Genomic DNA, 14,946 nt, shown 5'->3' with positions numbered 1-14,946 from the left:
TGTGGTATGCTGTACTTGCTCCGGAATTTAGTTTATAGGAAAAGAACATTCTTCCAAAACAATTACCTCTTTTAAGATAATCACTGATTAGTTAAAGATATTGGTTTCTGCGAAGCGGGGTATTCTCCGATAAGAACTGCAGCAAGCTATTTGGGAAAATTTTGCACCCAGGCTTTAAAACAAAAACAGGACCCTCGCCGGGTCCTGTTTTTGTTTGGTACAGTGCTTCAAAACCTATTTGATCTTAACAAGTCGCATGTAATCGAGCATTGCCTGGTTTACTTCGCCGTGCATGTTCTCGTTGTGCGGCTCCAAGGTTAAGGAGAAAGTATGGGTGCCTTTCTCAAGCGGCACTTCCACGGCGTTGGTAAAGCCCCAGTTGCTCCACTCATCGTTTCCACGTTGCGGCAGCACAATAGTGCCTACAGTGGCATTTCCTTTTTTAAGCGTGCGGATGGCAGCCTTGTTGCTCGTGTTGATCGGGCCATTGCCGTTGGCGTAGCGGAAGTCGATGGCGTAAACTCCCTGCTCTGGTATGGTTACTTTAACCTGTACCTGCTTATTCTTTTGCTTGCTTGTCTCTACAAACCCGGTACCTGAGAAGTCGCGGTAAGGCAGGCGGGCTTTCGGCGCCGCTTTCTCTAGTTCATACACCAGTTTATACTTGGCTGACACCACCATTACCGGTTCGCTGCCAAAGGAAGTTACCCCTTGTTTGTCTTCGGCCAGCACCATGTACTCAGCATAGCTATCTGCACTGACTGCAAAACTGGTATTCGGCGTTTTTTCCAGCAGTTGGCCGTTCTTCATCACCTGGTAGGTCACCGCGCCCTCAACGGCAGGCCAGGTCAGTTTACCACCTTTGTAGCTTACCTGAGGTGTTTCCGGAGAAGTATAATCTACGGTGTGGTTTAGCTCCCCTCCTGCTTCGTTGTTAGCCAGTTCTATTTTAATGGTGTGGGTGCCGGTCAGGTTGCCAGGTATAACGGCTCTCTCCATCGGTTTGCCGTCCATGGTTATACTTTTGATCTGGTTACCATAACCGCTCATCTCAATGTTCAGCACCACATTTCTGTACTTGTAGTTGGTAAGAGAGCGATTGCCGGCAAAAGCTTTCGGCACAAAAGGCTTTAACTCTAACTGATTCGCCTGGAAGTCCATTCCGAAGAAGACTTTGTAAACCATGCTCAAACTGCCAGCAAGGCTCCAGAGCATGTTGCTGGAGTTGATCTGTGTGCCGGCATAGTCGCCGTTAACGGCTACAAAGTTCTCCTTGTTGGTCAGGAACAGGGCAGCGGGGCGGTAAATGGCACTAATGCTTTCGGTTAACGAGGCTTCATTGCCTGCCTTAGCTGCGGCAAGGCCCCAGTAGGATTGCACAAAGGGCCAAACCCCGTTGTTGTGGTAAGGCGGAATACCCGGTATGGTCGGGTAAATGCTCGGAATACCGTAATCTGTGACCGGTGTTTTTGCCACGATGGTTTTGCTTCGCTCCTCGTCTGCTACGCCAAACAACACAGCCAGAGCTTCGCCCAGGGCCTCAGCTCTTGGCGAAAGAATTTTATAGTTACGGCCGTATAGGTACTGTCCATAATAGCCTTTTTCCTGCTGCCACAGGTGCTTGTTTATACCTGCTTTTATACCTTCAGCCACTTTACGGAAACCGGCAGCTGCCTCCGTATCCTTTAGCAGTTCCGCCATTTGAGCGGCTACCATATTGGCCTGGTAATGTGCTGCATTGGTACCCAGGTTTTCGGACTCGTATATGTCTGCCGGCTGCATCCAGCGTGGGTAAGTCTGCTCGCGCCAATCCAGGAAAGAAGACTCGCCCCGCATCATACCTGTTTCAGTGTCAAGGGCATTTTTCTGGTCATCCAGCAACGATTTTTTAATGATGGCATAGGTATCGCGCAGCCACTGCTCGTCGCCGGTAGCTTTGTATACTTCCCAAGCAGCCACTGCCCATATCATGCGGTCGGTGGAAATTGGATAAGCGCCGCCCGTACCGGTATCCTGCACAATGCGTCCGTCTTTTACTTTCCGCATGAGGCTGTACCGGGATACTTTTGGCTGGAGTTGCGCCATCGAAAGTATGATGCTGTAGCTGATGTCGCGCGTCCAGACGCCCGCCCACTCTTTTCCGGTACGGAAGGTACTGTCTGGCTCCACGGCATTGATCATTTCTTCTATGGCCAGGTTGTACAGCGCATCCGATACCGGGTAATCGGATTGGTATTGCGGGAAAGCAGCCGTGTTGCGGGTCATCTTCCACTGCTGGGCCGTCATCTTCTCCTCCCGGTTCTCGTTCATCAGCAGTGTGATCTCGTAGACGCCATCACCTTCCGGGTCCTGCAACTGGGCTTCTTTTTTACCGCCCAGGTTGTCAAAATCCCAGCTCAATGGATCGGTGCTACCTGCAATGTATACGCCCTTGAAATCTTCTTTATAGATTTTATCACCGGTAGCTGTAGTATAAAATCCTTGCTTTTTAAACGCTTCCAGCACCGGGCGCATGTCCAGGCGTACTTTCATGTGGGTGTTGGGAGCCAGGTATACATCATTAGGTACCTGGGTTTCGTCTTTATACTGTTTCCCGAAGGTGATAACAGGCGTCTCGCAGTTGCCGTTGCTGGCTACACAGTTAAATATATGATCGACACCTGAAGGCATTTCATTGTCGCGCCCGTTAATGGCAAACTTGAAAATGACCTTTGGGCTCATGAACGCATTGACCGGGCTCTGGTAATTGGAAGTGAGCTCTTTAGAGGACAGTACCCGTGCGACAAATTCGCCCTGCACCACGCTGTCAGGGTAAACAGCATAGGCTTTTGATTGGTAAATAGCTTTGGCCGGCGTAACATCAACGCTGGCAGACACGGTTTCGGCAGCAGTGCCGGAGGGCTTTTGGGTTTGGCAGGAACCCAACACCAGCAGCGAGAAAAGGATACTGGACCGGAGCGAAATAGGCTTCATGTACATAAGGTTTGGTTAAAACTGTTCCTATACGGCAGGAACATAGCCATACGTAAAGGACACGTCAATTTATAGCTTTTCGTGGATATTTGTTTTGTGCAGACGCTTACGTGTGGAACATTATTCCTTTAACTTAGCAAAATGGAACTACAAGGCACCTGGACGAAAGACGAAGAAGGGTTCATGACATTTGAGCCATCTGACCTGCAACGCTGCTACGAAGCGATAACAGACAGCTACCACCGCGTATACAACCGCTACCGGGAGGAGTATGATGATGACGAAGAAGCTTACTACAAAGCACTGGAAGATGGCTACGAAATGATCACCGACTACAAGCTAATCGATGGCAGAAACGAGTTCGTGACAACCTACATCACACCATCTTATACACTGGATGTATGGTACGAAGTAGACGAGGAAACCAGTAAAAAGGACTACAACAAAGGCTATCTCCGGATCAGGAAAAAAGAAGCGGACAAAGTATAACTGCACCCGCAAAAGCTTATAGATGTAAAGTAAAATGCTTTAGGCTTGGTTTTCTATATTGCTTTTCTGAATTGCTTACTCTCAACTTTCAGCACAAACCCATGAAAAGACTTTTACTGCTGCCACTGTTTGTATGTCTGTTGCAAACGGTATCATTGGAAATTCATGCGCAGGCACCGGAGGCTACTGCTATCCAAGATAAACTGCACCGGAGCAATTGGAAAAAGGAAAAAATAGGCCGCGGCATGCACTGGCGCTACTACCACGGCAACGGCCTGTATAACTCCCGCCAAAGTATAAATGTACTCGACATCAACCTCAACAAGGCAGCTATTGAAGTAAGCTTAGCCCATTCTGATTCTGCACTGATCAAAACAAGTATGTTTGCCCGGAATAACGGCGCACTGGCTGCAGTAAACGGCTCCTACTTTGATACTAAAAAAGGTGGCTCTGTGGTATTCCTGAAGACTGACGGGGAAGTAAAAGCCAACACTATTCAAACGATGCCTGAATACAGGGAGAATGCAGCTATTGCCATCAATGCTGACGGTAAGCCTGCTGTGATCAGAAAACCTGCTGCCGGCTGGCAGAAAACTGACGCGCAGGAGGCGCTGGCTTCAGGTCCGTTGCTTGTTTATGAAGGCAAGCCTGAAACAATGGTGCCGCAAGCCTTTAATACAAACAGGCACCCGAGAACGGCCATCGGCTTTACCAAGGACAACCACATGCTGCTGGTAACTGTAGACGGGCGCTCCAGCGAAGCCTATGGCATGAGCAATGAAGAACTCGCTCAGCTCATGCACTCTCTGGGCTGCCAGTCGGCCATTAACCTGGACGGCGGCGGCTCCACCACCATGTGGATACAGGGCAAAGGCACGAACGGCGTTGTCAATTACCCCAGCGATAACAAAGCCTATGATCATGAAGGCGAACGTGCAGTTGCCAACTGTATCCTGATCAGGAAGGTCTCCAGGCGCTCGCTGTAATAGCTGTTTTATACTTCTACGTTCTCACTGTTATACTTCACTTATTTATACTTCATGAAAAGATCTCCCCTCCTGCTTTTACTTTGGCTGGCCTTGTGCTTTAGCAGTTGCACCCGTCAGGTAGTATCAACGGCTACACCACCTGCTGCTGTCCCGTCAACTAACCGAGTAGTGATAGGTGCCGAGCGATTGTTTACGCCAGAATTTTTGCCGCTCATCCAGAACAAACGAATCGGGTTGGTGACGAACCATACCGGTCTGCTGCCGGATGGCCGCCACCTGGTGGATGTGCTGCATGAGCGAAAGGACACCAAATTAACGGTACTCTTCGGACCGGAGCACGGCATACGGGGCGATGCCGATACACACGTAGCAGACGGCACCGACTCCAAGACAGGTTTGCCCATTGTCTCGCTTTATGGCAAGGTGCGGAAACCTACACCGGAAATGCTACAGAACGTGGATGTGCTGATATTTGACATACAGGATGTGGGAGCCCGCTTTTATACGTACATCGCTACCATGAACCATGTGCTGGAGGCCGCCGCTGAACAGGGTAAGCCCTACATTATACTTGACAGGCCCAATGCCATTGGCGGACAGTATGTAGATGGCCCGGTAGGTGAAAAAGCGAACGAGCCGGTTACGGGTGTAGCGCAGCTTCCGGTTGTGCACGGCATGACCGTGGGCGAACTGGCAACCATGTTCAATACAGAACGGGCATCCCGGAAACTGCCGCAGGCGCAACTCACAGTCGTGCCCATGCTGCATTATAAACGCCAGCTCTGGTACGACCAGACAAACCTGCCCTGGGTTAAGCCTTCGCCTAACATGCTCACCCTGACTACAGCCACTGTGTACCCGGCCACCTGCCTGTTGGAAGGCACCAACATTTCTGAAGCACGCGGCACCCTCCACCCGTTCGAGCGCATTGCCGCTACCTGGATGGATGGTGAAAAACTAACTCAACAACTAAACAGTTATGGTATGGCTGGCGTTACCTTCCGTCCGGTTGCGTTCGTACCAGACAGCGTCGTGGATGGGATCAGGATCTATCCGCCAAAGTTTGTGGGCCAGCAGTGCCAGGGAACCGAGATGGTGGTAACGGACCGGAATGCATTTGAATCTGCAAAGGCGGGCGTTTACATCCTGCATGCGCTGCAAACGTTATACCCAAAGAAACTGGAATGGCGCGACAGCCGCATGGATAAACTATGGGGAACACCGGAAGTTCGTAAAAGCTTGCAAGCCGGGCTTTCGCCACAGCAGATACTATCACAGTGGGAAGATCAGCTGGCTTACTTTCGCAATGTCCGGAGCAAGTACCTGCTATACTAAAACTAACATCATCATGTAACTGATCTGAGAAGGCTGCTTTGTAGGAGGCAGCCTTCTTCTTTTAAAACGATTATACTAGCCGTCTATTCACATCCCCTTCTTACCCCCTTACATAAACCCATTATGCTTCCATCAACAGGCACATTCCATGCAGGTACAGGTCCTTTTTCTGTGCCTACGATCTGCAAATCTGCGTACACTGTTTTGCTATAGCGCGTAGAACTATGAAGAAGAAGAATAAACAGAAGAGTACAAAACTTGCCGCTTCGGATCTCCAAAAAATCGGATTTCCGGCAGGAAAACCACTTGGCACTGCACTGAACATCATCCATACCTATTATACTGACCTCGGTAAAAACCATCAGATCGAGTTGCTGCAGGATGTGATGGCCGCACCCGATCAGTACCAGCTGCACGCCACCCTTGGGCCACTGGCACAAGCCATACTTGCCCGCAACGAAACAAAGCCTGTCGACCTGAAGCAGGAACGCCAGGAGTATAAAGTTTACGGTGCGGAGGGCATTCAGGAAGGAGCGTTCCAGCAGATGGAAATTGCCATGTGTTTGCCTGTAACTCATGCAGGCGCCCTCATGCCGGATGCGCACCAAGGCTACGGGTTACCCATTGGTGGCGTGCTGGCCACCCTAAACGCCGTTATCCCCTATGGCGTAGGCGTAGACATTGGCTGCCGCATGAGCATGAGCATTTACGACATCCATCATGGTTTCCTGAACAAGAACCGGGAAGAGCTGAAGAAAATGCTGATGGATAACACCCGTTTTGGTTTTACATCCTTTAAAAAGCCAATGTACCACGAGGTAATGGACCGGCATGAATTCTCAGAAATACCGATCGTGCACGAGCTAAAGGACAGGGCCTATCAGCAACTTGGCACCTCTGGGGGCGGCAACCATTTTGTGGAGTTCGGTACGGTAGAAATACAGGATGCGAACAATGAATTCGGGCTGCCATTGGGCACTTACCTTTCGGTTCTCTCCCACTCCGGCTCCCGTGGTCTGGGCGCGAACATAGCCGGTTACTATACCAAAGTAGCAATGGATGTGTGCCGCCTGCCCCTGGAGGCCAAGCACCTAGCCTGGCTGGACCTGGATACCGAAGCCGGACAGGAATACTGGATGGCCATGAACCTGGCCGGCGATTACGCCTCGGCCTGTCACCACCAGATACATCAGCGGCTTTCGGCTGCTTTGGGTACTGAGCCCATGGCAACCATCGAGAACCACCACAACTTCGCCTGGAAAGAAAAAGACGCCAAAGGAAGAGAGGTGATCGTGCACCGCAAAGGGGCTACACCGGCAGGTAAAGGCGTGCTGGGCATTATACCCGGCTCGATGGCCACACCTGGGTTCATTGTACGGGGAAAAGGTGATCCTGCCTCTCTCAATTCCGCATCGCATGGTGCCGGTCGTGTCATGTCTAGAACACAGGCACAAAAAACGCTCTCCCTGCCCGACGTACAAAAGCAGTTGAAGAAGGCCGGCATCGAAGTAATTGGTTCCAGCCTGGACGAAGCGCCTATGGTTTATAAAGACATTCACAAGGTGATGGCCTCTCAGGAAGACCTTGTCGAGATTGTGGGTACATTCCAGCCGAAGATCGTGCGTATGAACGGCGATGAAAAGTACATGGAGGTGGATTAAAGTATAAACCTGCCATACACAAAGCCGCTAATACATTACGAATAGCACATACAGATACCATTTAACTACATCAAAACTATGGAAGATAAAACAAACACTGCAATGGCTGTATTTCACCAGATCTGTCAGATAAACGAAATAGACCCGCAAGCTATTCAACAGCAGGTTCTGGCCAACAGCACCGGGCAACTACAGAATGACAAGCAGGCTGAAAACCTCATACGCACAGCACTCGACTCCCGCGCAAAAGCATTGATGCAAAGTATAAACCTGCCAGGTGCAGGAGGTGAGTATGTAATAGACAGTGATCCTGCTGCACCAAGTTTCCAGATAAAAGAAGATTTTATCCGCAGCAAGTATAACGAGGTTGATGCGAAGAAACTGATCGATGTGTTAGGACAGGTAAAACTGCCGGTACAAGGTTAGAAAGTATAAATTAAGGCCGAAAAGCAGCATGCCATTATAGCATATGCTGCAATCATTCTTTTAACTTAAGACCTGCGCGCAGGAATTTATACCTATTTAAATACTTACAGGAAGCAAAAATTCAATAGATGCTAGATATTTTATTGCTTGTTGCAGGGTTTGTAGCGCTGATTTTCGGCGCTGACAAACTGGTTGATGGTGCTTCGAGCCTGGCAGCAAAGGTGGGAATACCCAACATCGTAATCGGGTTAACGGTTGTGGCATTTGGCACATCAGCACCAGAGCTGGTTGTAAACCTGTTTGCCTCCATCAACAAGAATACCGAGATGGTATTGGGAAATGTATTGGGAAGTAACATCTTTAACGTGCTGGGCATTCTTGGGATATCTTCTATCATTTACCCTTTAACGGTTAAGCGAAATACCACCTGGCTGGAGATTCCGCTAAGTTTGCTGGCAGCAATAGTAGTGCTTGTATTTGCAAGCGACGCCTATTTAGACCAGGCCGTAGGTAACTACATTTCCAGAGCCGATGGTATAGTCCTGCTCCTCTTCTTTTGTATTTTCCTGGTATATAACCTTACGCTGGCATTGGGTGGCTCAGAGTCAGGTGAGGTAGAAACGAAAAATTATACTTACCTGAAATCCTTCCTTTTTATTATTTTAGGTTTAGCTGGATTGGTTTTAGGTGGCCGGCTTATAGTAACTAGTGCAGTAAGCCTGGCGCAGGCATTTGGTTTATCTGAACGCATCATCGGCCTGACCATCGTATCCATAGGCACCTCGCTGCCGGAATTAGCCACCTCTGTAGTGGCAGTACGAAAAAGAAATGTTGACATTGCTATAGGCAATGTAGTTGGTTCCAACATCTTCAACATCTTCTTCATTCTGGGTGTTTCCACCATCGTTACGCCGTTGCAGGTCGCCGCTACCTCATCAACCGATATGATTATGAACATTGCCGCCGGTCTGCTTCTCTTTATTTTTATTTTTACCGGCACAGGAAGGCGCCTGGCAAGATGGGAAGGTATAATCCTGTTGCTGTTGTACCTGGGCTACCTGGCACTCCTGATTAGTCAGCAGCAGCAAGTATAAGTTATAGAGACCGGAGCCTAGAAGTATGGTTACCTTTGTGCCTGCGTAATCGCAAGGATTTAGAATAGTATCAAACTAAGTATAAAAGCTTGTTGCAGGGGTTTAATGCTCTGTTACCACGTCAGTAAATAGCTGCCGTCTTTCTGCAATGCTACACCGGATCCGAATGCTTCACTTTCTTTATCCAGTACATCAGCCAGCCACCGGGCATCCTGCCTGGAGGTATAACTGAGTCGAAAGTTCTTTATCTGCATTGGCACCATCAGGAGAGAAAGCAATTTACCTGTGGCAGGATCAAGCTTTGGGAAGTACATCAGCGACAGATCTCCGCGGTATTGCTCATGGCTGCTGATGCCTTCATAATCGTTGATGAAATCACCGGCACCATAGATAATGAGCTTTCCGTTGTATACTTCGATGCCACGCGGATGATGCGAAGAATGGCCGAAGACTAAATCTATACCAGCCTTATCGATGAGTTGATGTGCGAATCTTTGTTGTACTGGAGGAACATCATAGCCCCAGTTACTCCCCCAATGGATCGAAAGAACCACCACATCTCCTGCCCTTTTAACTTGAGTAACCTGTTCTGAGATCATCTGTACAGTTGCATCGCTCATGTCCGGCAATAGGTTAACACCAGGTTCATTTTCCGTGGCGGCCCATGACCGGTACACACCACTTGTTTCGGAGCCATACGCAAGGATAACCACCCGCCCTTTTGCTGTATTTAGAATTGCCGGCGTGCTTGCTACTGCTTTATTCTCCCCTGCTCCGGCAAAAGCGATGTTAGCATTTGATAAGGTTTGAAGGGTTTCCAGTAATCCGGCGCGGCCCCAGTCCATCGTATGGTTGTTGGCAAGGGAACAGAAATCTATGCCAGCAGCAGTCAGCACCTCCACATTATTCGGGTGCATCCGGTATTGTACTTCCTTGCCTGGCCAGGGCTCCGGCTGTTCGGTGATGCTGGTTTCCAGGTTAATCAGCTTCAGATCGGGCTCTACCTGCTGCCATACTTGCAGGGCATCTCCCCAGATATAGGTATAGCTCACGGGTTGCGGTATCGAACCGTTCTTTCGTTCGGCTAACCTGACGTAGTCTTTGGCATTCTTCACATAAGCCTCGTAGATCTTCGGATCAACAGAATAAGGCAACACCTGGTCAATCCCTCTTCCGGTCATCACATCGCCACACAAAAACAAGGTAAGGGTTGAGGGCATGGCAAAAGAATGGAAAGGTAAAGCCTGCTCCTGATCTGAAGTTATTGTGTTAAGTATCAGAAGCACGAAAACATACTTCCATAACATCATTCCGAAAAGCTGATGTAATATTCTTACCTGTTATGCATAGTTGCTTTTTCTGTCTCACTCCTATACTTGATTAAGCCTCCTGAACTATTGTTTCTGATCGGTTGGCGGATTGATCATAATATGAGCACCGTGTGTACCCGGATGCATGATCCAGGGCATATCTGGGGCTTCCGGTTTCAGGGGCAAGCCGGTACCTTCTGCTGTTGCAAAAGGGATGTACACTACATAACGCAGATACCCATTACTTACCTTGCCGGTAGACTTGTCAAAATTCTCGTCTGGAGCATTGTAAACAAACAAGCTGGCAGGTTGCTTTGGCATCTTCAGCTTTCCGCTTTTGGCTTCTTTCTCCCGGGTATCAAATATTGTTTTTGAATCTTTTCCCTCCTTCCTCAGCTCCCGGCCACGCGCCATGAAGGGCTCCAAATCCCGATGGTAGCAGGAAGCGGAGAACCCTTTTTGTGCAGGATCATCCCCAATACAAACCATTTCGTTCGTTCCTTTACGCAACAGCACGAAATCTCCCTTTGAATTATAGCCATACACAGCGGCACCCGCTCGTTTTTCAGCAGGAGCCGCCAGGACAGCTGCCTTGATCTGAATTTCGGAAGCAGGGATGGTTGCGTTCTGCGCTTGTGCGCCAATACCACCTGCCATAAGCAAGGCAAAAATAGTTAGTGTTCTTTTCATGATTTGCGAAGAGGCCGGTTTAGATTTCTGTGATACGATATTTATACTATTAACGAAGCTAATAATTCCAACTACGTAAGTCGTTAGAAATCAAACGGCTCTTAGTTCGATATCAAGCCAATTCTTTCCAGGTGCTGGGTTTATCCTGTAAATAAAGAAGAGTATTTCTTTAAGTCAGATGGGTTCGCTGCTGAGGTGTAACTGAGTTGCCAGTAGCCAAGTCTGATCTGGCCCAACCTTATGGTAATGGTTTGCTACACTTTTCGATAAAAATATAGCTCATATTGTAAAGAAGAACCTAGTCCGGCTACAATAATAAAAATGACTTACCTGTGCATCTTTTTGAGCAGGCAACATGCACGTATCTAAATATGGAACATAAGATATATTACTGTGTCCAAGTATAATTAAACAACTCATGCCATACTTTGAATATTCATCTATTCTAATTCACAGCCTCATTCGACTAGCATTGCATTTATCAGCGTTTAGATTACACTTACCCTTGAACAAAAACAATTACCACTTAAAAATTAAAAAAAATATATAGAAAGAGTTATAACAACAGAAACTTAGTATGGGTCTAATCGTATTGTAATTGTTGGCTTTTTTATTAGACTATTCTAATTAAACGTTATTAGTTTTCATGTTCTATCTAAAGACACCCTGCTCATGTCGCATACTAATATTACAAAACCATATAAGTACATTGTAATTGCAGTTATACTTACTTTAACTCTTCAGACCTCCTGCACAACGAATAAAAACGTAACGTACTTTAACAATTTAAAAAGCACTGAGTATCAGGAAAGACTACAGAATTTAGAACCTGTCATTCAGACAAACGACTTGTTAAGTATTTCCGTTAGCAGCCTAAACCCCCAGGCTACCGAAATATTCAATGCTTTAAATTCAAGCGGCCCACGTGGTTCGTCCTCTGCAACTGTCAACACACAGGCTGTAGGCTACCTTGTTGATCAGGACGGTTATATACAATTTCCTTACTTAGGCAAAGTTAAAGCAGCCGGGCTAACCAAAAAGGCACTCAGAGAGGGCATGCGCGATGAATTGATAAACAGAAAGCTACTCCTGGATCCTACTATAGATATCCGCTATCTGAACTATAAAGTTTCGGTACTTGGCGAAGTTGCCCGCCCATCTGTATTTACAATCCCAAACGAAAAAATAACACTGTTGGAAGCACTTGGTCTGGCTGGCGACCTAACCATTTTTGCTAACCGTGAAAACATACTTTTGATAAGGGAAGAAAACGGGAAAAAAAAACTGAACCGCATCAACCTGACAACGGATGAGATCTTTACCTCGCCTTATTACTACCTGAAATCAAACGACATTATTTACGTTGAGCCCAATAATTCAAAGATTCAAAGCGTGAGTCCTGCAAAGTTGTGGCTGCCTGTGGTATTCAGTGGCGTATCAGTGATAGTGATTGCGATTGATCGTTTAACCAGATAATATTTTCCGTAAGCATATGGACAAAAAGACATCAAGCACAGAAGATACTCTGATTTCTGCATTGATCCACAAATATATTCCATTCTGGCCTTTATACATCTTTTTAGTATCTGTTGCCTTAACTGGAGCTTGGGTCTACGTAAATTATTTTGCCATACCTACTTATTATGTTTCTGCATCCTTGATCATGAAGGATGAGCGAAAAGGCGTTGACGACTCCAGAATGACAGAGTCTATTGATGCTTTTACTTCTAATAAGATCGTTGAGAACGAGATAAACGTGTTAAAATCCTACAACCTGATGAACAAGGTTGTAACGAATTTAAAACTGTATGCTCCTATTTATGACGAAGGAAAGTATAAAACCATTCCGGCGTACACTTCTTCTCCCTTACAAATAGAACTTAAAAATCCTGAGAGTGCACAGGAGTACTATAATATATACTTTACTTTCTCTGAAGTAGATAACAAAGTACATATAGAAAACAAAGCGTATCCTCTGAATGAATGGGTGCAGACACCTTATGGTGAAATACTTTTTACCAGGAACAAAAACAAAAAAGAGAGCCCCCAGGGTGCGCTTTACTTTAACATCATGCAACCAAGGAAGGCAACAAACAGCCTCCTTGCCCAGGTATTCATCGAAACTTCGAGCAAGCTATCTACTGTAATCACGCTTGGCATTCAGGATCCTAACCCGAAACGCGGCGAAGACATATTGAATACCCTGATCTACGCCTATAACCAGTTAGCCATTGATGAACGAAACGACCTGGCTGCCAATACCCTTAAGTTTGTGGAGGACCGCATACAACTTGTAGAGAAAGAGTTAGAAGATCTGGAAAGCCAGGTGGTAAAGTTCAAATCAAGGAAAGGAGCTGTTGATTTAAGTGAACAAGGAAGGCTATTCTTACAGAATGTTGGGGACAATGACCGTAAAATTGCTGAGATCAATACGCAACTTGCCGTTCTCAACAATGTCGAAAAATACGTTATTTCGAAAGATAAATCAGCAGGCATCGTTCCTTCCACCCTGGGAGTTAATGATCCGGTTCTGTCGCAGCTTTTGCAGAAACTGTATGATTCTGAGATCCAGTACCAAAAACTTAGAGTTACTACTGCAGAAAACAATCCGCTGCTAATTACCCTGGCTGATGAGATTGAAAAAATAAGACCAAGTATACTGGAAAACATTCGTCACCAACGCGTGAACCTGGAGGCAAGCAAGGCCAACATGGCCTCTACAAACAACATGTATAACACTGCCTTGCAGACGATCCCGCAGAAGGAAAAAGAACTGTTGGATATCAGTCGCCAGCAACTCATCAAAAACGAAGCGTATCGATTCCTGCTTCAGAAAAGAGAAGAAACCGTACTTTCTTACGCTCCAAGCGCAGGAGACTTCAGAGTGGTTGATATGGCTGAGGCTTCTATTTATCCCACTAGCCCGAATGCCACTTATATCTACCTTATCGCTGCTTTAGTAGCGTGCGGTGCAGGTATTGCTTTGGTTACCGGTAAAGAGTTTTTAAACAATAAACTACTGTTCAGATCACAGATCGAAGAGTATACGAATGCTCCGATTGTAGCAGAACTGGCAAATATAAAGCACCAGAAAAAAGAAAAACTATTTAAGGCTCCTACAGAAATTTCAGTTGTAGAGCAGTTCAGGCAACTACGGTCTACAATGGGTTTATATGGGCGTACTTTCACCAAGAAAAAGATCATGGTAACTTCCAGTATACCAGGTGAAGGGAAGAGTTATGTAAGCACTAACCTGTCTTTCAGCTTGGCTTCGTCGGGCAAGAAAATTGCCCTGCTGGATTTTGACTTAAGAAACCCAAGAGCTTCTGAACTCTTTGACTTGCTAGATCAGAAAGGCATTACAGAGTATCTCTTTGGTGAAGCGCAGCCCGGAGAAATTATCATGAACACAGATTTCGAGAACCTGTATGTGATACCTGCCGGAGTTAACATCGGTGACCATTCAGATGTCTTAGCAAACGGCAAACTGGAAGTGCTGTTTGAATACCTTCAAGAACGCTTCGATTATATTATACTCGACACCCCTCCTCTGGAATTAGTATCTGACGGTTACTTCCTTTCGGAATTCTGTGATATAAACTTGTTAGTGATGCGCCATGCCTATACACCTAAGCAGATAGTGCAGCGCATGGCGCAGGATAACAAGCTGAAAAAATTGAATCAGGTTGCCATTGTATTTAATGGTGTTAAGCCTCGTGGTTTTGTTAAAGGCCAGTATGGTTATGGTTATGGCTATGGTTACGAAAACAAGTATAGCGATAAGACCTACAGGGCCAGAATGAAAAAAACCAAAGCTTAAAATATAAGAAGCTTGCTGTAAAAATAAGGTTTGTAAAGCATTGCGCTCTTACTACAAGCATGAGGATCCTCACAGGTTGCCTTTTGCATTGTACCGGATTTAACAGAATGCTTTCACACTTTTTCACCCGGTTACTACTTTGTGACTGAGGTAGGCGAA

The 14,946-nt window shown here is 46.7% G+C and carries 11 protein-coding genes; 8 read left to right on the top strand and 3 right to left on the bottom strand.

The features are described from left to right. Positions 1-234 precede the first annotated feature (234 nt). Positions 235-2,973, bottom strand: a complete 2,739-nt coding sequence (locus MJ611_RS16520) for an alpha-L-rhamnosidase-related protein (RefSeq protein ID WP_250431342.1) — start codon at positions 2,971-2,973, stop codon at positions 235-237. Positions 2,974-3,114: 141 nt separating this feature from the next. Between MJ611_RS16520 and MJ611_RS16515 the strand changes: the two genes are divergently transcribed. The 6 genes from MJ611_RS16515 (at position 3,115) to MJ611_RS16490 (ending at position 8,967) form a co-directional block, all read left to right on the top strand. Further along, entirely contained in the window at positions 3,115-3,462 is a 348-nt protein-coding gene (locus MJ611_RS16515; RefSeq protein WP_250431340.1) for a hypothetical protein, read from the top strand. 101 nt (positions 3,463-3,563) lie between these two features. After that, positions 3,564-4,448 (top strand): phosphodiester glycosidase family protein, encoded by an 885-nt coding sequence (locus MJ611_RS16510; protein WP_250431338.1) that lies wholly within the window; start codon positions 3,564-3,566, stop codon positions 4,446-4,448. 54 nt (positions 4,449-4,502) lie between these two features. Further along, positions 4,503-5,786: an exo-beta-N-acetylmuramidase NamZ family protein gene (locus MJ611_RS16505; protein ID WP_250431336.1), complete on the top strand. Its 1,284-nt coding sequence runs from the start codon at positions 4,503-4,505 to the stop codon at positions 5,784-5,786. A gap of 224 nt (positions 5,787-6,010) precedes the next feature. Next, positions 6,011-7,447 carry an RtcB family protein gene (locus MJ611_RS16500; protein ID WP_250431334.1) on the top strand — a complete coding sequence of 479 codons (1,437 nt, stop codon included), beginning with the start codon at positions 6,011-6,013 and terminating at the stop codon, positions 7,445-7,447. 78 nt (positions 7,448-7,525) lie between these two features. Continuing rightward, positions 7,526-7,873, top strand: a complete 348-nt coding sequence (locus tag MJ611_RS16495) for a hypothetical protein (RefSeq protein ID WP_250431332.1) — start codon at positions 7,526-7,528, stop codon at positions 7,871-7,873. A gap of 128 nt (positions 7,874-8,001) precedes the next feature. Further along, a complete protein-coding gene (locus MJ611_RS16490; RefSeq protein WP_250431330.1) occupies positions 8,002-8,967 on the top strand; it encodes a calcium/sodium antiporter in 966 nt (321 codons plus the stop codon). 113 nt (positions 8,968-9,080) lie between these two features. Here the strand turns inward: MJ611_RS16490 and MJ611_RS16485 are convergent, their stop codons facing one another. Both MJ611_RS16485 and MJ611_RS16480 read right to left on the bottom strand, forming a co-directional pair. Then, positions 9,081-10,187: a CapA family protein gene (locus MJ611_RS16485; protein ID WP_250431328.1), complete on the bottom strand. Its 1,107-nt coding sequence runs from the start codon at positions 10,185-10,187 to the stop codon at positions 9,081-9,083. Between the two features lie 174 nt (positions 10,188-10,361). Further along, positions 10,362-10,967, bottom strand: coding sequence for a hypothetical protein (locus MJ611_RS16480; protein ID WP_250431326.1), 606 nt, complete (start codon positions 10,965-10,967; stop codon positions 10,362-10,364). Between the two features lie 672 nt (positions 10,968-11,639). Here MJ611_RS16480 and MJ611_RS16475 point away from each other — a divergent pair. Next, positions 11,640-12,443 carry a polysaccharide biosynthesis/export family protein gene (locus MJ611_RS16475; protein WP_250431324.1) on the top strand — a complete coding sequence of 268 codons (804 nt, stop codon included), beginning with the start codon at positions 11,640-11,642 and terminating at the stop codon, positions 12,441-12,443. A gap of 187 nt (positions 12,444-12,630) precedes the next feature. After that, the gene (locus MJ611_RS16470; RefSeq protein WP_250431323.1) at positions 12,631-14,787 is read left to right on the top strand and encodes a GumC family protein; all 2,157 of its coding nucleotides are present in this window, start codon (positions 12,631-12,633) and stop codon (positions 14,785-14,787) included. Positions 14,788-14,946 lie beyond the last annotated feature (159 nt).

The sequence above is a fragment of the Pontibacter ruber genome (assembly GCF_023630205.1).
Taxonomy (GTDB): Bacteria; Bacteroidota; Bacteroidia; order Cytophagales; family Hymenobacteraceae; genus Pontibacter; species Pontibacter ruber.
This window is presented reverse-complemented; position numbering and strand designations above follow the sequence as displayed.